We start from the raw sequence: 18781 nt of genomic DNA, 5'->3' as shown, positions 1-18781 counted from the left end.
CCGTCCCTGGGGGCTGCGCCCCCAGACCCCGCTAATCGGCCCGAAGGGCCTCGTCCTCAAACGCCGGACGGGCTGGGGCGTTCGTCTCCTCGCCCATTAGCTCCCGTGCCATGAGCGTCGCGCCCGCCACCGCGCCCGGCATCAGGAAGACCGCGACAAAGGGGATGAGGAAGGACACGGCCAGGGGGGTGCCGAAGCCCCAGATCAGGGTCTTTCGGGAGCGGAGGAGGGCGAGGCGGTCGCGGAGTTCGACGCGGCGGCGCTGGAGGGCGACGGAGGTGAGTTCCTGGGTGAGGAAGAAGCCGGTCACCAGGAAGCCGATCACGGGGACGGCCGTCTGGCCGACGACCGGGATGAAGCCGAGCGCGAAGAGCAGGATCCCCCAGAGCGCGGCGCGCACGAGGATACGGAGGCTGTCGCGGGCCGAGATCCACAGTTCGCGCCAGAGCGGGAGGCCGGACTCGGGGGCCGTGCCGTCGGGCGAGACGTCCCGGTCGACCTTCTCGGAGAGGTTCTCGTAGAAGGGCTGGCCGATCAGGAGGGTGACCGCGGTGAAGGTGATGACGGAGAGGAGGAGGGCGAGGGCGAAGAGCACGGCGGTGAGGAAGCCGCGGAAGAGGCCCGCCCAGGGGCTCGTCCAGTCGTCGGCGAACGGGGTCGCCCACGCGACGAAGTCCTCGCCCCACAGCGCGAGGGCGACGAGGGCCGCCGCGTAGAGGACGAGGGTGATCAGACCTGGGAGGAGGCCGAAGCCGAACTGCTTGCCGTGCCGGGCCACCCAACGTTGGCCCTCCAGCAGGTACTTGAATCCCGCCCCGAGATCGCGCATGGGGGAACTCTATCGGGCGGTCCTCGGCTCACCTGTCGGCCCACCTCACCCGCTGATGCGCCATCCGGGGCACCCGCGCCACGAACTGCCTCTTGTTGCAGTTGAGTCGAACAGGTACACCTCGCCGTACCGATCTCAGGAAGCCCCTCAGGAGGTACGCGTGCGCACCACGAGAACCGTTCCTGCGAGACCTGTTCTGATCACCGCCCTCGCCGTCACCGCGGCGGGCTCACTCCTGCTCACCCCCCACACCGCCGTCGCGGAGCCCGAGCCCCCGGTCACCCGTGAGGGCCCCGCTCTCGACGATCGCGCCGCCCGAGCCCCCGAGAGCGCCGCCGAGCGGGCCCTCAACGGTCAGGCCACCCCGACGACCGACACCGGGCGCGGCTATCCCCGCGAGCAGGTTCTGGCCCTGGACCCGGAGAACCCCGCCGACAAGTCCATCAAGCTCGGTCTCACCCCGTACCACGCGATCGCCCCGAAGCTGAACGCGATCCAGCGGCTCGGCGACCGGGTGAGTGTGGAGGTGGCGGGCCGTTCGGCGGGCGGGCACCGGCTGTTCCTGGTCACCGTCACCGCCCCGGAGAGCGCCCGCCAGGCCCGGGCCCAGGAGCGGATGCGGGAGCTGATCGAGAGCGCGCCGGGCAAAGCCGCCAAGGATCCGGCGGTCAGGGCGGGTTACAAGGCCCCCGTCTTCTTCAACAGCAACATCCACGGCAACGAGTGGGAGGGCACCGACGCCTCCCTGCGGATCGTCGAGCAGCTCGCGACCGCGAACGACGCGCGGACGAGGGACCTTCTCGCGCACAGCCGCCTCTACTTCAACATCACGGCCAATCCGGACGGCCGTATCGCCGGGACCCGCGCGAACGCCAACGGCTTCGACATGAACCGGGACTTCGTCACCGCCTCGCAGCCCGAGGTGCGGGCGATGCGGCAGATCGAGATCGACAAGCAGCCGGCGGTCATGCTCGACCTGCACGGATACGTCAACGGCACGCTCATCGAGCCCACCACTCCCCCGCACGGCGAGAACTACGAGTACGACCTCTTCCTGAAGAACACCTACGCCAACGCGCTCGGCATGGAGACCGCCGTCAACGGCCTCGGCCACACGCCCGCGAAGGACGGCGTGCGGCCCGCGCAGATCCCCTTCCGGGACCAGGAGGAGGGCTGGGACGACTGGCCGCCGATCTTCACCCCGCAGTACGCGGCCTTCCACGGCACGGTCGCCGCGCACACCGTGGAGATCCCGCTGGCGGTGAACAACGCCGCCTACACCAGCCTGCCGGAGAGCGAACTGCGCCGCCGGTCCGCGATCAACGTGGACGTGGCCGGCGCGGCCATCCGGGCCACCCTGAACTTCGTGCGGACGAACCGCACCTCGCTGGTCGCCGACCAGATCGAGGTCTTCCGGCGCGGGGCGGCGGGCGCTGCGCAGGTGCCGGTCTCGGAGGAGACCGTGCCGGGCGTTCCGGGTATCGGCCCGGAGGACGTGTACACCACGAGGTTCCCGCGCGCCTACGTCATCGCCGGAGGTTCCACCGCCGCCGCCCGTCTCGTCGACCACCTGCTCGCCAACGACGTCCGGGTCACCCGCGCCGCCCACGCCTTCCGGCTCGGCGGACGGTCGTACGGGAAGGGCTCGTACGTCGTCGACATGCACCAGCCCAAGCGGGGGCTCGCCAATGTGCTGCTCGCCGACGGGACGGACATCAGCGACAAGGTCTCGGTGATGTACGACATCTCGGGCTGGAGCCTGGGCCGTCTGTGGGGCGCCACCGTCGAACCGGTGGCGTCCGGCGGCCTGAGGGGGCTGCCGCTGCGGACCGTCGACGAGGCCGCGCCGGTCGGTCGCGTCGCCCCGCGCGGCGACCTGCGGCTGCGGCTCGACGACCCGCAGGAGATCGCGGCGCTCAACTCCCTGCTCCGGCAGGGCGTTCCGGTACGGCGGTCCGCGGACGGCAGTGCCATCGTGCCGGCGTCGGCGCGTGCGAAGGCAGCGGCGGCGGCACGGACGTACGACGTCGCCTTCGACGCGACCAAGGTGACCGGCACGACCGAAATGCGTCGGCTGCGGGTGGCCGCCGCGGTCACGCCGGGGGAGCTGTTCGCGCTGCGGGAGATGGACTTCGAGGTCACGCCGGTCTCCACGGCCGTGCTGAACGCGGGCTTCGACTGGTCGGCGACGGACGTGCTGTTCGTGTCGGCGGGGCTGGACCGCAGCGCTCTGAACGCGGCTGCCCGCACGGCGCTCGACGCCTTCCTCGCCTCCGGTCACGGTCTCGTCGGGCGCGGTGTGACGGGGGCCGACCTCGGCACCGCCGCAGGGTTGCTGGCGGCGAAGCCGGTCGAGGGCAACGGGGACGCCAACGGCGTGGTTCGGGTGGTGAATTCGGGGCAGGTGACCGCCGGTGCGCCGGACCACGGGTTCGTGTACGCGCCCGTCTGGTTCACCGACCTCGGGCCCGAGGTCCGGGTGGAGCAGGCGTACGGGACCGGGAACCCGCTCGTCTCCGGACACTGGCGGGCGCTGGAGGACGGCTCCGGCGGTCCCGCCCAGGCGGCCGGGCAGGCCTCGGTCGTCAGCAGCTCGGGGGCCGTTCTGTTCGGCACCGAACCCCTCTTCCGGGACCATCCGAAGGGGGAATTCGCGCAGGTCGCACGCGCGCTGTTCACAGTGGCGCAGGCGCGTGGCGGTACAGGTGAGGAGAGCGGATGACACAGGAGATACACGGCACCGTCGCGGACGGATTCGAGGCCGTACGTGAGGAGTTCGCCGCGTTCGTGGCGGGCGAACTGCCGGACTACGAAGGCCAGTTGTGCGCGTACGTGCACGGGCGTGAAGTCGTCGACCTGTGGACGGGGGACGGCGCCGACGCCGGATCCCTCTACGGCGTGTACTCGTCGACCAAGGGCGCCGCACACCTCGTGGTCGCGCTCCTCGTGCAGGACGGCACGCTCGAACTCGACCGCAAGGTGACGTACTACTGGCCGGAGTTCAGCGCCGAGGGCAAGGGCGTGCTCACCCTGCGCGATCTGATCGCACACCGGGCGGGCCTGGTCGGCCTCGACGCCGGGTTCAGCCCGCAGGAGCTGGCCGACGACCGGGCGCTCGCCGAACGGCTCGCGGACCAGCGGCCGTTCTGGCGGCCGGGCACCGCCTTCGGCTACCACGCCCTGGTCATCGGCGCGCTCACCGGCGAGGTCGTCCGCCGCGCCACCGGCCGTACCCTCCAGGAGGTCTACGAGGAGCGGATCCGCGCCCCGTACGTCCTCGACTTCTTCCTGGGGCTGCCCGAGGCACTGGAGCCCCGCTACCGCTCCGTGCAGCCGATGGCCCCGACGGCGACGCAACAGGCGCTGCTGGACTCGGTGGCGACCGGCCCCCACACGCTCTCCTCGATCGCGTTCAACCAGCACGTCCCGGACTCGGGTGACCTGGTGGACTACGCCAACTCGCGTGCCGTACGCGCCAAGGGACCGGCGTCGGCGGGCGGGGTGGCCGCCGCGCGCGGGCTCGCCGGGATGTACGCGGCGGCGATCAGCGAGGTGGACGGACGGCCGCCGCTGCTGAAGCCGGACACCGTCGCCGAGGTGGGCCAGATCCACTCGACCGGGTACGACCTGGTGGCCCGGGCGCACCGGTCGTACGGGCTCGGCTTCCAGGCGACGGCGGACATCTGGCACCCGTTCCTGGGCGCCGGGACGTTCGGGCACAGCGGCGCGGGCGGTTCGCAGGCCTTCGCGGATCCGCGCAGCGGGCTCGCCTACGGCTACACCCGCCGCCGGATGGCGTTCCCGGGCGGGGCGGCACCGGAGAACGAGCGGCTGGTGCGGGCGGTGCACAACGCGGCCCTCGCCTCGGGCGGCAGGTGAGGGCGGAGGCTGCACCCCGCGTCCAGGGGTGCGGCCTCCGTCGTACGCGAGGAGCGGGTCAGGCGAGTGTCACCGAGGTGTTCCCGCGGGTCGCCTTCGCGTAGGGGCGGGCCTGCCGTCGGTGGCGACCCGGCCGTCGCGGCCGTTCTAGGCGACGGCGGTGTGCAGGACGTCCGAGCCTCGGAATGGCGTGCTGTGCCGAAACCCGCGGGGAAGGTGCGGGAGCACCTACAGCTTGACGATCATCTTCCCGGTGTTGTCGCCGCGCAGGACGCCGAGGAAGGCCTCCAGGTTGTTCTCGATGCCCTCGACGACCGTCTCGCGGTACTTGAGCTCACCCGAGGCGACCCAGGGGCCGACCTCCTGGACGAACTGCGACTGCAGGTCGTAGTGGTCGCCGACCAGGAAGCCCTCGATGCGGCCGCGGGTCTGGATGAGGCGGGCGAGGTTCTTCGGGCCGGGGACGGGCTCGGTGCTGTTGTAGACCGAGATCATTCCGCAGACCGCGATCCGGCCGTCGCGGTTGAGCCGCCCGATGGCCGCCTCCAGGTGGTCACCGCCGACGTTGTCGAAGTAGACGTCGACACCGTCCGGGGCGGCCTCGCGGAGCTGCTCACTGACCGAGCCGTTCTTGTAGTTGAACGCCGCGTCGAAGCCGTACTCCTCGACGAGGAGCTTGACCTTCTCGTCGGAACCGGCCGAGCCGATGACCCGGGAGGCGCCCTTGAGCTTGGCGATCTGGCCGACCTGGCTGCCGACCGCGCCGGCCGCGCCGGACACGAAGACCGCGTCGCCCTCCTTGAAGGCGGCGGTGCGCAGCAGGCCGGCGTAGGCGGTGAGGCCGGTCATGCCGAGGACACCGAGGTAGGTGGAGAGCGGGGCGGCCTCGGGGTCGACCTTGACCGCCTGCTGGGCGTCGAAGGTGGCGTACTCGCGCCAGCCGCCGAAGTGCAGCACGTGGTCGCCGACGGCGATGCCCTCGGCACCCGAGGCGACGACCTCGCCGACCGCGCCGCCCTGCATGGCCTTGCCCAGCTCGAAGGGGGCGACGTAGGACTTGGCGGCGCTCATCCGGCCGCGCATGTACGGGTCGACGGAGAGGTACGCGTTGCGCACGAGTACCTGGCCGGGGCCGGGCTGCCGGATCTCCGCCTCGGCCAGCTCGAAGTCCTCGGGCTCGGGCCAGCCGACGGGACGGCTGAGCAGACGCCATTCGCGGCTGGTGGCGGGGTAAGTGCGGGTGTCGGACATGGAAACCGGGCCTTCCTCAAAATACTTCACTGCCTGAAACAACCATGCTCCTGAATATTTCAGGATGTCAAGTAACGGGGTACCCTGCATCCCATGGCCACACCCGAGAAGACCCGCCGACCCGACGCCCTCACCCTGGAAGTCGTCGAACTCATCGGTGACGTCGTGGCGCGTTTCTACGAGGACTTCGAGGACGCGGCCGCTGGACACGCACTGACCGGCGCGCAGGCCCGGCTGCTGAGTCTGCTGTCCCTGGAGCCGCTGCCCATGCGGAAGCTGGCCCAGAAACTGAAATGCGAGCCGTCGAACGTGACGGGGATAGTCGACCGGCTGGAGTCACGGGGCCTGGTGGAGCGCCGGCCGGATCCCGCGGACCGGCGGGTGAAGGTGGCCGCCGCGACGGAGGAGGGGCGACGGGTGGGCCGGGAGCTGCGGGAGGGGCTGCGCTTCGCGCGGGAGCCGCTGGCCGGCCTGTCGGAGGAGCAGCGGCTGGCTTTGCGGGATTTGCTGCAGCAGATGCTGGAACGGGACTCTTAGAGGAGATCCGAGAGCTCCTGGCGGAGTTCTCGCCGGTCCCTCAGCTGCACCACCACAGGAACCGGTCGCACGTCTCCGACGGCGACGGTTCCGCGGTCGGGTCCGCCGTAGTCGGGTCGGCCGTCGGGGTCGGGGACTGTGCCGGGGACGTCGGGTCCGCGGTGGTGGGGGACGTGTCCGGGGCCGAGCCCGTCGCCGCGGACTGGGCCTCCTTGTCGTCCTCGTCCTGCTTCGACTTGTCGTCCTTCGCGGACTCCGAGGCCGAGGGTGAGGCCGACGCGTCCGGCGAGGCCGATCTCGACGCGTCCGCTCCCGCGCTCGCCGCGCCGGCCGACGGCCGGCCCGTCTCGTCGGCCTCCGGCGACGCCCCGCCCTCCGCGGACTCGCCGCCGGCCGTCGCGGGCTTGGGGCCGGAGCCCGGCGCGTCCATGCCGAGTTCCGCGAGGCTGAGTCCGCCGGCCGCCAGCACGAAGCCCGCGGCGATCAGCAGGGTCCGGCGCCGGCGACGTCGGTGCGCGGCGGCTTTGCGGTCGCGGCGACTCGCGCCACCCGCGGGACCGTCGTCCGCCTCGTCGTCATCGTCCCCGAGGCCCTCGGGGTCTTCGTGGTCGCCGTGGCCGTCGGCGTCGTCGGGAGCCTCGCCACCCCGGCCACGACCACGCCCCTGCGCGCGCCGACGCGCCGCCCGGCCCCCGGACGGCTCCGGCGCGGCCTCGGAGCGGCTCGCGACCGCCCCGGCCGCCATCGCGCCGGTGTCACCGTCGCCGCCCTCGCCACTCTCACGCTCGTCGCCGTAGGAGGCGCTTCCGTGGGCGCCTCTGTGCGGGTCACCCGTATGACCGCCTCCGTGCGACGGTCCGACCTCACGGCCGTCCTCGTAGGGCGCGGCGGCGTGGCTACCCCCGTGGGCCGCGGCTTCGTGGCCGTCGCCGTGGGCCGTGGCCTCCTGGCCGCCTCTGTGGGTCTTGCCCGCGTGGTCGAGCCCGTACGACCCGGCCTCGGGACTGCCCCCTTGCGAGGGGACCCTGACGCCGGTCCCGTACGAGGCGCCCCCGCGGCCGTCCCCGTAGGCCGTTCCGGCGTGGTCACCTCCGTACGACGCGGCCCCATGACCGTCCCCGTACGACGCGCCCGCGTGGCCGCCCCCGTGCGAGGGGGCCTCATGGCCGCCCCCGTGCGACGCAGCCCCACCACTGTCCCCGTACGCCGAAGAGGCCTGTCCACCTCCGTACGCGGCGGAAGCCTGTCCGCCCTCGTACGCCGCGGCGGACGCCCCTGCGCCTCCGTACGCCGCCACAGGGGCTTGTCCCTGTCCGGCCCCGTACGCCGCGGTCCCGTCCGTGTAGCCTCCGCCGTACGTCCCGCCCGCCTCGTAGCCCTGGTACGACCCGCCCGGCGCCAGACCGGCCTGGGCCGGCGCGGGTGGCTGGGGCGCGTGCGTGGGGTGGGGCTCGGCCGGAGTGCCGCATCCGGGGCAGGCGAGGGCGCCGTTGAGGTGCCGTCGGCACGGGAGGCAGTAGTCCATGACGCGGGAAGGTTAAGTTCCTCTCAGGCGACGTTCATAGTCACAGCTGTGAAAGTTGTGTGGGGAACCAAGCGTTCCGGCCCTAAAATTCGCGCCAGGACCCACTTTTTCCAGCCAACCTGCGGCTTCCGGGCAACACGGCGCCTTCCGTCTCCATCGCGCCGAAACCGCCGTCGAAAGGCCTGTCGAAAGCAGTGTCGAAACCGTTACCCGCTCGACCCATTGACACTGCCCTCGCACCATCCTTACTGTCACGCCAGCATTTCGAACGTGTGACGAAATTTCGAACACACGCCAAGTGAGTCGACGAAGCAGACAGACACAAAACGCAGCAAGGGGCTACTGCCGTGCGCATCACCGGAATCAGCACACACGTCGTCGGGACGCCCTGGCGCAACCTGACCTACGTCCTGGTGCACACCGACGAAGGCATCACGGGTGTCGGAGAGACCCGCATGCTGGGCCACACCGACGCGCTGATCGGCTATCTGCGGGAGGCCCAGACCAATCACATTCTGGGCTCCGACCCGTTCGCCACGGAAGACCTCGTCAAGCGGATGAAGTACGGCGACTACGGGCGGGCCGGCGAGATCGTGATGTCCGGCATCGCCGTCATCGAGATGGCCTGCTGGGACATCAAGGGCAAGGCCCTCGGCGTGCCGGTGTGGCAGCTGCTGGGCGGCAAGGTGACCGACAAGGTCAAGGCGTACGCCAACGGCTGGTACACCACCGAGCGGACCCCGGAGGCCTACCACAAGGCCGCCAAGGGAGTCATGGAGCGCGGCTACAAGGCGCTCAAGATCGACCCCTTCGGCACCGGGCACTTCGAGCTCGACCACCAGCAGAGCCTGTACGCCGTCTCCCTCATCGAGGCCGTGCGCGACGCCATCGGGCCGGACGCCGAGCTGATGCTGGAGATGCACGGGCGCTTCTCCCCCGCCACCGCCATCCGGCTGGCGAAGGACCTCGCGCCCTTCAAGCCCGCGTGGCTGGAAGAGCCCGTACCGCCGGAGAACCTCAAGGCGCTGGAGAAGGTCGCCGCCAAGGTGGACATCCCGGTCGCCACGGGTGAGCGGATTCACGATCGCATCGAGTTCCGGGAGCTCTTCGAGAGCCAGGCCGTCGACATCATCCAGCCGGACGTCGGTCACATGGGCGGTATCTGGGAGACCCGGAAGCTGGCCGCGACCGCCGAGACCCACTACGTGCTGGTCGCCCCGCACAACGTGGGCGGCCCGGTTCTCACCGCCGCCTCCCTCCAGGTCGGCTTCACCTCCCCGAACTTCAAGATCCTCGAGCACTTCAACGACTTCGCCGACGCGGAGATCAAGAAGGTCGTCAAGGGCGCGCCCGAGGTGATCGACGGGTACTTCCACCTCTCCGACGCTCCCGGTCTGGGTGTCGAGCTGGACGTCGACGCCGCCGCCGAGTTCCCGCAGCAGCAGGCTCGGTTCGACCTGTGGGCCGAGGGCTGGGAGCAGCGCAAGCCCAAGGGCGCCAAGTGAGCACGGCGGTCGTCGTCGAGGCGCCCGGCGAACACCGCCTCGCCGGGCACACGCCCCGCGAGCCCGGCGCCGGCGAGGCGCTGGTGCGTGTCCACGCCGTCGGCATCTGCGGCAGCGACCGCGAGGTGTACCAGGGCAACCGGCCCGAGGGGTACGTCCGCTACCCGCTGACCCCCGGCCACGAGTGGTCCGGGACGGTCGAGACGGTGGGCGCGGGCGTGCCCGAGTCCCTCGTCGGCCGGAAGGTCGTGGGAGAGGGCTTCCGCAACTGCCAGGTCTGCGACCGCTGCCACGCGGGCGAGACCACGCTGTGCACGGCGGGGTACGAGGAGACCGGGTTCACGCAGCCCGGGGCGATGGCCAACACCCTCACCCTGCCCGCCCGGCTGCTGCACGTCCTGGCGGACGACGCCGACCTGACGGCGGCGGCCCTGCTGGAGCCGGCCGCGTGCATCGCGGCCGCCGCGATCAAGGCGAACGCGCTGCCCGGTGAGCGGGTGGCCGTCGTCGGCACCGGCACCCTCGGCATGTTCGCCGTCCAGTTCCTGAAGGCGGGTTCCCCGGCGGAGCTGCTGGTCGTCGGCACGCGGAACGACCGCGAGGCGCTGTCCCGGCAGTTCGGGGCCACCGACTTCCGGACGAAGGATCAGGAGCTCCCCGACGACTTCGACGTCGTCATCGAGACGGCCGGGTCCGCGTCCGCCGCGCGCACCGCCGCCTCCCTGCTCCGACGCGGCGGGCGTCTGGTCCTGACGGGCATCCCGGCACCGGGCGCCGAAGGGCTGGACCCGACCGACCTGGTCGTCCGGCAGCTGGAGGTGCACACCGTCTTCGGGGCACCGCCGGACGCCTGGGCGCACACCGTGCGGGTCTTCGGGGCCGGACTGCTCGATCCGCTGCCGCTGGTCACGCACGAGCTGCCGCTCGACGGGTTCCCCGAGGCCATCGAGCTGGTGGGGTCCGGCGACCCGAAGGTGGGCAAGGTGCTGCTCCGCCCCTGAGACGTACGCCGGTACGGAGGCGACCTGACGGCCCTCGTACCGGCGTACACCAATTGCCCCCCACGACTTGAGCCGCGAACCTCGTCCGACATATCGAACACAAAGGACAGCTTGTGACGACCGACGCTTCCGCCACGGCAGCCCGCAGGCCCGGTGAGCAGGCGCTCACCGCTCTCGGCCTGGGCGCGCCCGCCCTCGACCCCGCCGACGCATCGCCGCACACCTTCCCCGGTGGCGGCCGCTGGCGCACCGAGATCCCCTCGTGCGAGGGTCCCGAAGCGCTGGCCGTCGTCCTGAAGGAAGCCTCGCGCCTCGACGTGCCGATCCACCGGATCAGCCAGGGCAGTGGCGTGTGGATGCTGACCGACGACGAGATCACCGAGATGGTCGACGCGACGGGCGAGAACGACATCGAGCTCTGCCTGTTCACGGGCCCCCGCGGCACCTGGGACATCGGCGGCTCGACCCGTACCGACTCGCGCGGCGGCGGCCTGCGGGCCCGCGGCCACGACGCCGTCGCCGGCTGCGTCGAAGACGCCGTCCGGGCGACGGAACTGGGCGTCAAGTGCCTCCTCGTGGCCGACGAGGGTGTGCTGTGGACGCTGCACCGGGCGCGCCGCGCCGGGATCATCCCGGCCGACACCACGCTCAAGGTGTCCGCGCTGATCGGGCCCGTCAACCCGGCCGCGTACGCCGTGTACGAGAACCTGGGCGGCGACTCGATCAACGTGCCCAGCGATCTGACGCTGGACCACCTCACCGAGATCCGGCGGATCTCCGCCGCCCCCATGGACATGTACATCGAGGCCCCCGACGACCTCGGCGGCTATGTGCGGATGTACGAGGTCGCCGAGTTGATCCGGCGCGGCGCGCCGCTCTACCTGAAGTTCGGTCTGTCCAAGGCCCCGGGGCTCTACCCGTACGGGCACCACATGCGCGACCTGACCCTGAACACCGCGCGGGAGAGAGTGCGCCGCGGCCGGCTCGCCCTGGACCTTCTGGCGCGGCACGGAGCGGGTGACGACATGGCTCCGCTCGGTTCGCGTCTGCCGGGCGATCTGCGTCGGTTCGAAACTCCCTCATAACGTTCCGGACAACGCCCCTTCACAAAACACGACGCAGCCGCACACAATCCCACACACCCTCTTCTCGGTCTCACCTCGCACTCGTGCCACGCAGCGGCCCCGCAACGCCAGACCGAGCCCGCCCCACACATCAAGGATGATGATCATGCGTACTCGTCGAGCCGCACTCGCCGCCGTAGCCGGAGCCGCCTCCCTCGCCCTGACCCTGTCCGCCTGCGGCCAGAGCAGCGAGGGCGGCAGCGAGGAGAGCTCGGACAGCTCCAAGGGCGCCACCATCGGTATCGCCATGCCCACCAAGTCCTCCGAGCGCTGGATCGCCGACGGCAAGAACGTCGTCGCCGACCTGGAGTCCAAGGGCTACAAGACCAAGCTGGTCTACGGCGAGGACGACCCGGACCAGCAGGTTTCCCAGGTCGAGAACCTGATCACGCAGGGCGTCAAGGCCCTGATCATCGCGGCCATCGACAACAAGTCGATGAACAACGTCCTCCAGCAGGCCAAGGACGCCGACATCCCGGTGATCTCCTACGACCGCCTGATCCTCGGCACGGAGAACGTCGACTACTACGCCTCCTTCGACAACGAGAAGGTCGGCGAGCTCCAGGGCAACTACATCGTCGAGAAGCTCGGCCTGAAGGACGGCAGCAAGAAGGGCCCGTTCAACATCGAGCTCTTCGCCGGCTCGAACGACGACAACAACACCCGCTACTTCTTCCAGGGCGCGATGAACGTCCTGCAGCCCTACATCGACAAGAAGCAGCTCGTCGTCCGGTCCGGCCAGACCAAGCTGACCCAGGTCAGCACCCTGCGCTGGGACGGCGGCGTCGCCCAGAAGCGCATGGACGACATCCTGACCTCGGCCTACAAGAGCGAGCGGGTCGACGCGGTCCTCTCGCCCTACGACGGCATCTCCATCGGCATCCTCTCCGCGCTGAAGTCGGACGACTACGGCTCCAAGAGCAAGCCGCTGCCGGTCGTAACCGGCCAGGACGCCGAGGTCGCCTCGGTGAAGTCGATCATCGCCGACCAGCAGTCGATGACCGTCTACAAGGACACCCGCGAGCTCGCCAAGGTGTCCTCGAACATGGTCGACGCGCTGCTGAACGACAAGAAGCCCGAGACGAACGACACCAAGACGTACGACAACGGCTCGAAGGTCGTCCCCTCCTACCTGCTGGAGCCGGTCGCCGTCGACAAGGCCAACTACCAGACGGTCGTCGTCGACTCCGGCTACATCAAGGAAAGCGACCTGAAGTAACCGCCACCCCCCTAGTGATTGGAAGGCACGACCATGGCGGGACCCGTCCTGGAAATGCGCTCGATCGTCAAGACCTTTCCCGGCGTCAAAGCGCTGTCGGACGTCACACTGACCGTCCATCAGGGCGAGGTCCACGCCATCTGCGGGGAGAACGGCGCCGGCAAGTCGACCTTGATGAAGGTCCTCTCCGGCGTCCACCCGCACGGCACGTACGAGGGCGAGATCCTCTTCGAGGGTGACGTCTGCGAGTTCAAGGACATCCGGGCCAGTGAGCATCACGGCATCGTGATCATTCACCAGGAGCTGGCCCTGGTGCCCTACCTCTCCCTCGCGGAGAACATCTTCCTCGGCAACGAACACGCCTCGCGCGGGTTCATCAACTGGAACGACACCCTCAAGCACGCCAGCGAACTGCTGCGCCGGGTCGGTCTCTCCGACCACCCGGAGACCCGCGTCGCCGACATCGGCGTGGGCAAGCAGCAGCTCGTGGAGATCGCCAAGGCGCTGTCCAAGAAGGTGAAGCTGCTCATCCTGGACGAGCCGACCGCCGCCCTGAACGACGAGGACAGCGGCAAACTCCTGGATCTCATCCTGGAGTTGAAGAAGCAGGGCATCACCTCGATCATCATCTCCCACAAGCTGAACGAGATCCGCAAGGTCGCCGACTCGGTGACCATCCTGCGGGACGGGCGCACCATCGAGACGCTCGACGTGAAGGCGGCGGAGACGACCGAGGACCGGATCATCAGCGGGATGGTCGGCCGCGACCTGGAGAACCGCTTCCCGGAGCGCTCCCCGCACGAGCCGGAGGAGGGCCAGGCGCCCGCCCTGGAGGTCCGCAACTGGACCGTGCACCACCCGATCGACCAGCAGCGCAAGGTCGTAGACGACGTCTCCCTGGCCGTACGGCGGGGCGAGATCGTCGGTATCGCGGGCCTGATGGGCGCCGGCCGCACCGAACTCGCGATGAGCGTCTTCGGGCGGACGTACGGCCGGTACGCGGGCGGCCAGGTCTTCAAGGACGGCACGGAGATCCGTACGAAGTCCGTCCCCGAGGCGGTCAAGCACGGCATCGCGTACGTCACCGAGGACCGCAAGCACTACGGCCTCAACCTCATCGACACCATCGGGCGGAACATCTCGCTCAGCGCGCTGAGCAAGGTCTCCAAGCGCGGAGTGGTCGACGAGCACGAGGAGCGGCAGGTCGCCGAGGGCTTCCGCAAGTCCATGAACATCAAGGCGCCGACCGTCTTCGAGCCGGTGGGCAAGCTGTCCGGCGGCAACCAGCAGAAGGTCGTCCTCAGCAAGTGGATCTTCGCGGGTCCCGACGTGCTGATCCTGGACGAGCCGACGCGCGGTATCGACGTCGGTGCCAAGTACGAGATCTACACGGTCATCGACCAGCTGGCCGCCCAGGGCAAGGCGGTCGTCTTCATCTCCTCGGAGCTGCCGGAGCTGCTGGGAATGTGTGACCGCATCTACACGATGGCCGCGGGGCGGCTGACCGGTGAGTTCTCGCGGGCGGAGGCCTCGCAGGAATCGCTGATGCGCCAGATGACAAAGGACAAAGAGGTAACCCGATGAGCACGGACGTGACCGCCAAGACGCCGGCCCCGTCGCCGCCCGGCAAGGGCGGTTCGGCAACCGGTGACAGCCTGCTCCAGCTGATGCTGGACGGCATGCGCCGCAACATGCGGCAGTACGGCATGCTGTTCGCCCTCGGTCTGATCGTGGTGCTGTTCGCCGTGTGGACCAACGGTGACCTGCTGCTGCCGCGCAACGTCTCCAACCTGGTGCTGCAGAACAGCTACATCCTGATCCTCGCGATCGGCATGATGCTCGTCATCATCGCGGGCCACATCGACCTGTCGGTCGGCTCGCTGACGGCGTTCGTGGGCGCGGTGGGAGCCGTGCTGATGGTCAACCACGACATCGCCTGGCCCATCGCCCTGGTGATGTGTCTGGCCATCGGAGCGGCGGCCGGTGCCGCGCAAGGGTTCCTCATCGCGTATCTCGGCATCCCGTCGTTCATCGTGACGCTGGCGGGCATGCTGACCTTCCGCGGTCTGACGGAGATCTTCCTGGAGGGCCAGACGATCGGCCCGTTCCCGGAGGGCCTGCAGAAGGTCGCCAACAGCTTCCTGCCCGAGGTCGGCCCGGACACCAACTACCACAACCTCACCCTGCTGCTCGGTCTCGCCGTGATCGTGTTCGTGGTGCTCCAGGAGCTCCGCGACCGCAAGCGGCAGCAGGAGTTCGCCCTCGAGGTGCCGCCCGCCAAGCTCTTCGCGCTCAAGCTCGTCGCGCTGGTGGCCGCCGTGCTCACCGTCACGATGCTGCTCGCCAGCTACAAGGGCGCCCCGATCGTGCTGCTGATCCTCGGCATCCTGGTCGTCGGTTTCGGCTACATCATGCGCAACGCGATCATCGGCCGGCACATCTACGCGATCGGCGGCAACCTGCCCGCCGCCAAGCTGTCGGGCGTCAAGGACAAGAAGGTCACCTTCCTCGTCTTCCTCAACATGGGCATGCTCGCGGCCCTGGCGGGCCTGGTCTTCGCGGCCCGCTTCAACGCGGCCTCGCCCAAGGCCGGCCTCAACTTCGAGCTGGAGGCCATCGCGGCCTCCTTCATCGGCGGCGCGTCGATGAGCGGCGGTGTCGGTACCGTCCTCGGCGCGATCATCGGTGGTGTGGTCCTGGGCGTGCTGAACAACGGCATGAACCTGGTCGGCATCGGCACCGACTGGCAGCAGGTCATCAAGGGCCTGGTGCTTCTGGCGGCCGTCGGCTTCGACGTGTGGAACAAGCGCAAGGTCGGTTCGTAGACGACCGGGCCACGGCCCAGGGGCCCCGCCGGCAGGCGGGGCCCTTTCCACTTCCACGGGAGGCAGGAGGAAGCCTGTGAAGTCGCTCTTCGGCAAGCTCGCCGACGGCACGAAGGTCCACAGCTGGGCGCTGGAGAACGGCGGCACCCGCCTGAAGGTCCTGTCCTGGGGTGGCGTCGTCCAGTCCCTGGAGATCCCGGACCGTGAGGGCCGGTACGCCAACGTCTCCCTGGGCTTCGACACCATCGAGGACTACGTCGCCGGGAGCCCGTACTTCGGTGCCCTGATCGGCCGTTACGGCAACCGCATCGCCGAGGGCCGGTTCACCCTGGACGGCGAGAGCCACCGGGTGGACGTCAACGACGGCGCCAACAGCCTGCACGGCGGCGCCCAGGGCTTCGACAAGCGCGTCTGGGACGTCGAGCCGTTCGCCGAGGGCTCCGACGTCGGTCTGTACCTGTACCGCACGAGCGTCGACGGCGAGATGGGCTACCCCGGCACGCTCGAGACGAAGGTGACGTACACCCTCACCGGGCAGGGCGACTGGCGCATCGACTACGAGGCCACCACCGACAAGGCCACCGTCGTCAACCTCACCAGCCACGTCTACTGGAACCTGGCCGGCGAGAACAGCGGCACCATCCACGACCACGAGCTGCAGATCGCGGCCTCCCGCTACACCCCGGTCGACTCGGGGCTGATCCCCACCGGTGAGCCGGCGGAGGTCGCGGGCACCCCCTTCGACTTCCGCCGCGCCAAGACGGTCGGCGAGGGCCTCCGGGTCGCCCACCAACAGCTGCTGTACAGCAAGGGCATCGACCACAACTACGTCCTCGACAAGGGGATCACGGGCGAGCCGGAGCACATCGCGACGCTGAAGGACCCGTCCTCCGGGCGGACCATGAAGATCGCGACGACCGAGCCGGGGCTGCAGTTCTACTCGGGCAACTTCCTCGACGGCACCCTCGTCGGCACGGGCGGCAGCATCTACCGCCAGGGGGACGCCCTCTGCCTGGAGACGCAGCACTTCCCGGACTCGCCGAACCAGCCGTCGTTCCCCTCGACAGTGCTGCGACCTGGGCAGACGTACCGGACGACGACGGTGCACTCGTTCCACGCGTAACCCTCTTCACAGGTGGCGCACAAGTTCCTACCCGTTTCTCAGCGGTTGAACAGCGCCACCCCAGCCTCCGTATGTAAGGGCGGCCCGTGCTCCCCCGCGCGGGCCACCCAAGACGACGGGCCCGGGTCGTCCCCACCGGTGCCCGCCCCCTACGGAGGCTCCCTTGGCTGACAACGTCACCTCGCTGTTCCGCAGCACCGCGGCGCACAGCCCGTCGATGGCGGCGCTGACCCGTGAGGGCGGCGAAGGGGCCGGTCCGGTCGACTTCTGTATCCCCTGCAACCCGTACTTCCCCACGCCGGCCATGTTCGAGGAGATGGCGGCCCGGTTGCGGGACATCATCACGTACTACCCGAGCAGCGCCGACACCATCACGGCCGAGCTGTGCAGCCTGCTCCAACTTCCCCCGCAGTGCGTGGCGATGGGCAACGGCTCGACCGAGCTCATCACCTGGATCGACCACCTGCTGGTGCGGGAGTCCCTCGCCATCCCCGTCCCCACCTTCGGCCGCTGGACCGACCAGCCGATGGAGACCGGCAAGCGGGTCGACATGTTCCCGCTCCAGGAGTCCAGCGGCTTCGCCCTGGACCTCGCGCAGTACGCCGAGTTCATCCGGGCGCGCGGCACCCGGGTGGCCGTGATCTGCAACCCGAACAACCCCGACGGCGGCTTCCTGCACAAGCACGCCATCGTGCAGTTCATGGACGCGATGGCGGACCTGGACCTGGTCGTCATCGACGAGTCGTTCCTGGAGTTCGCGGACGCGGAGGTCGAGCCGAGCGTCGTCCAGGAGGCGATGCTGCGGCCGAACGTGATCGTGCTGCGCAGCCTCGGCAAGAACTTCGGACTGCACGGCATACGGTTCGGCTACCTGGTCGCCAACCCGTCCCTGGCCGGCCGCATCCGGTCGATGCTGCCCAAGTGGAACCTCAACTCCTTCGCCGAGCACGTGGTGTTCATCCTCAAGCAGCACGGCGCCGAGTACGCCCAGAGCCTCCAGCAGGTCCGCCGCGACCGGCTGGACATGGCCGGCCAGCTCGCGTCCCTGCCCGGGCTGACGGTCTACCCGTCACAGGGCAACTTCCTCTTCGTACGCCTGCCCGTGGGCGCCGAAGGCACCGTGGTCAGGGACCGGATGCTCACCGAGCACCGGATCCTCGTCCGCGAGTGCGGCAACAAGATCGGCTCCTCAAGCCGCTTCCTGCGACTCGTGGTGCGCCCCCAGGTGGACGTGCGTCGCCTGGTGTCCGGCCTGGAACAGGTGCTCTACGGGACCAGGAGGGGAGCCGCCGTGCCCGAGCTGGCTACAGGGACCAGCTACAGCTCGGGTACGGCGGCAGTTGACCGGTTGGTCGGCGCCACCAACGGCTCCGGCATGCAGGGCCTTGCCGCTCAGGCCATGGCCGCCGCGCCGGGGCTCTCGTCCGCCCCGTCCGTCGGCGCCGGCATGCCGATGCCCGCCGCGGCGCAGACCGCACAGCCCGGTCAGCCGTTCGGGGCCGGGATGCCGATGCCGGCGGTGGCCCAGGCAGCCCCACAGCCGGTCGGCTACCCGGCCCCGACTCCGGTGCCGTCGCAGGCCCCGAACCCGATGCAGGCGCCCGCCCCGGCCCCGGCCCCGGCTCCCATGGCCGCTCCGATGCCCGCCGCCGCCGCGATGACCGGCCAGACCCCGCCGGGCGTCCCCGCCCGCGGCGGCCTCACCGCCGCCCAGGTCCGCGGCATGACCGCCCCGGCCGGCGTACAGGACCTGTCGACGGCTCCGGCGACCGGCTGGCCGGGCGCCCAGAGCTGGCCGAACGCGGCGGGCATGGGCCAGGCCGGCTGAGACGCCTGGACGCCGCAGGTTTGTGACTGGTCGCGCCCCCGCCGCCCCTTCCCGTTCCCGTCCCTGGGGGCTGCGCCCCCAGACCCCCGCTTCGGCCCGAAGGGCCTCGTCCTCAAACGCCGGACGGGCTGATTT

Annotated in this window: 14 protein-coding genes; 11 read left to right on the top strand and 3 right to left on the bottom strand. The window is 70.1% G+C overall.

Annotated elements, in window-relative coordinates; all coding sequences use genetic code 11:
* Positions 1-31 precede the first annotated feature (31 nt).
* The gene (locus ACFWWR_RS33255) at positions 32-829 is read right to left on the bottom strand and encodes an EI24 domain-containing protein (RefSeq protein WP_383871193.1); all 798 of its coding nucleotides are present in this window, start codon (positions 827-829) and stop codon (positions 32-34) included.
* A 160-nt stretch (positions 830-989) separates the two neighbouring features.
* Here ACFWWR_RS33255 and ACFWWR_RS33250 point away from each other — a divergent pair, with 160 nt between their 5' ends.
* A complete protein-coding gene (locus tag ACFWWR_RS33250; protein ID WP_384307192.1) occupies positions 990-3551 on the top strand; it encodes a M14 family zinc carboxypeptidase in 2562 nt (853 codons plus the stop codon).
* The gene (locus ACFWWR_RS33245) at positions 3548-4708 is read left to right on the top strand and encodes a serine hydrolase domain-containing protein (RefSeq protein ID WP_384307189.1); all 1161 of its coding nucleotides are present in this window, start codon (positions 3548-3550) and stop codon (positions 4706-4708) included. Before ACFWWR_RS33250 ends, ACFWWR_RS33245 begins: the two co-directional genes overlap by 4 nt.
* A gap of 228 nt (positions 4709-4936) precedes the next feature.
* Here ACFWWR_RS33245 and ACFWWR_RS33240 read toward each other — a convergent pair whose 3' ends face one another.
* Entirely contained in the window at positions 4937-5959 is a 1023-nt protein-coding gene (locus ACFWWR_RS33240; protein WP_383871185.1) for an NADP-dependent oxidoreductase, read from the bottom strand.
* 93 nt (positions 5960-6052) lie between these two features.
* Between ACFWWR_RS33240 and ACFWWR_RS33235 the strand changes: the two genes are divergently transcribed.
* Positions 6053-6496 (top strand): MarR family winged helix-turn-helix transcriptional regulator, encoded by a 444-nt coding sequence (locus ACFWWR_RS33235; protein ID WP_383871182.1) that lies wholly within the window; start codon positions 6053-6055, stop codon positions 6494-6496.
* 40 nt (positions 6497-6536) lie between these two features.
* On the opposite strand, the gene ACFWWR_RS33230 is transcribed toward ACFWWR_RS33235, so the two are convergent.
* The gene (locus ACFWWR_RS33230) at positions 6537-8021 is read right to left on the bottom strand and encodes a hypothetical protein (RefSeq protein WP_383871179.1); all 1485 of its coding nucleotides are present in this window, start codon (positions 8019-8021) and stop codon (positions 6537-6539) included.
* Positions 8022-8368: 347 nt separating this feature from the next.
* Here ACFWWR_RS33230 and ACFWWR_RS33225 point away from each other — a divergent pair, with 347 nt between their 5' ends.
* The 8 genes from ACFWWR_RS33225 to ACFWWR_RS33190 all read left to right on the top strand — a co-directional run bounded on the left by ACFWWR_RS33225 (position 8369) and on the right by ACFWWR_RS33190 (position 18646).
* Entirely contained in the window at positions 8369-9526 is a 1158-nt protein-coding gene (locus ACFWWR_RS33225) for a mandelate racemase/muconate lactonizing enzyme family protein (protein ID WP_383871176.1), read from the top strand.
* Entirely contained in the window at positions 9523-10527 is a 1005-nt protein-coding gene (locus ACFWWR_RS33220; RefSeq protein WP_383871173.1) for a zinc-binding dehydrogenase, read from the top strand. Before ACFWWR_RS33225 ends, ACFWWR_RS33220 begins: the two co-directional genes overlap by 4 nt.
* Positions 10528-10640: 113 nt before the next feature.
* The gene (locus ACFWWR_RS33215; protein ID WP_383871170.1) at positions 10641-11612 is read left to right on the top strand and encodes a hypothetical protein; all 972 of its coding nucleotides are present in this window, start codon (positions 10641-10643) and stop codon (positions 11610-11612) included.
* Positions 11613-11757: 145 nt separating this feature from the next.
* Entirely contained in the window at positions 11758-12870 is a 1113-nt protein-coding gene (gene chvE / locus ACFWWR_RS33210) for a multiple monosaccharide ABC transporter substrate-binding protein (RefSeq protein WP_383871167.1), read from the top strand.
* A 33-nt stretch (positions 12871-12903) separates the two neighbouring features.
* Positions 12904-14454, top strand: a complete 1551-nt coding sequence (mmsA, locus tag ACFWWR_RS33205; RefSeq protein ID WP_384307187.1) for a multiple monosaccharide ABC transporter ATP-binding protein — start codon at positions 12904-12906, stop codon at positions 14452-14454.
* Entirely contained in the window at positions 14451-15695 is a 1245-nt protein-coding gene (gene mmsB / locus ACFWWR_RS33200) for a multiple monosaccharide ABC transporter permease (protein ID WP_383871161.1), read from the top strand. Before mmsA ends, mmsB begins: the two co-directional genes overlap by 4 nt.
* A gap of 76 nt (positions 15696-15771) precedes the next feature.
* Positions 15772-16818 carry an aldose epimerase family protein gene (locus ACFWWR_RS33195; protein ID WP_384307184.1) on the top strand — a complete coding sequence of 349 codons (1047 nt, stop codon included), beginning with the start codon at positions 15772-15774 and terminating at the stop codon, positions 16816-16818.
* 163 nt (positions 16819-16981) lie between these two features.
* Complete coding sequence (locus ACFWWR_RS33190) at positions 16982-18646, top strand: aminotransferase class I/II-fold pyridoxal phosphate-dependent enzyme (protein ID WP_383871155.1); 1665 nt, start codon at positions 16982-16984, stop codon at positions 18644-18646.
* The last annotated feature ends 135 nt before the right edge of the window (positions 18647-18781 follow it).

Source organism: Streptomyces sp. NPDC058678 (genome assembly GCF_042714835.1).
Classification (GTDB): domain Bacteria; phylum Actinomycetota; class Actinomycetes; order Streptomycetales; family Streptomycetaceae; genus Streptomyces.
The sequence above is the reverse complement of the archived record's forward strand: the minus strand, read 5'-3'. Positions and strand labels throughout refer to the sequence as shown.

What these genes read in the sequence shown, in the direction of transcription:
- ACFWWR_RS33255 (WP_383871193.1), bottom strand. Translation starts at nt 829, where the DNA reads ATGCGCGATCTCGGGGCGGGATTCAAGTACCTGCTGGAGGGCCAACGT.
- ACFWWR_RS33245 (WP_384307189.1), top strand. Translation starts at nt 3,548, where the DNA reads ATGACACAGGAGATACACGGCACCGTCGCGGACGGATTCGAGGCCGTA.
- ACFWWR_RS33240 (WP_383871185.1), bottom strand. Translation starts at nt 5,959, where the DNA reads ATGTCCGACACCCGCACTTACCCCGCCACCAGCCGCGAATGGCGTCTG.
- ACFWWR_RS33235 (WP_383871182.1), top strand. Translation starts at nt 6,053, where the DNA reads ATGGCCACACCCGAGAAGACCCGCCGACCCGACGCCCTCACCCTGGAA.
- ACFWWR_RS33230 (WP_383871179.1), bottom strand. Translation starts at nt 8,021, where the DNA reads ATGGACTACTGCCTCCCGTGCCGACGGCACCTCAACGGCGCCCTCGCC.
- chvE (WP_383871167.1), top strand. Translation starts at nt 11,758, where the DNA reads ATGCGTACTCGTCGAGCCGCACTCGCCGCCGTAGCCGGAGCCGCCTCC.
- mmsA (WP_384307187.1), top strand. Translation starts at nt 12,904, where the DNA reads ATGGCGGGACCCGTCCTGGAAATGCGCTCGATCGTCAAGACCTTTCCC.
- mmsB (WP_383871161.1), top strand. Translation starts at nt 14,451, where the DNA reads ATGAGCACGGACGTGACCGCCAAGACGCCGGCCCCGTCGCCGCCCGGC.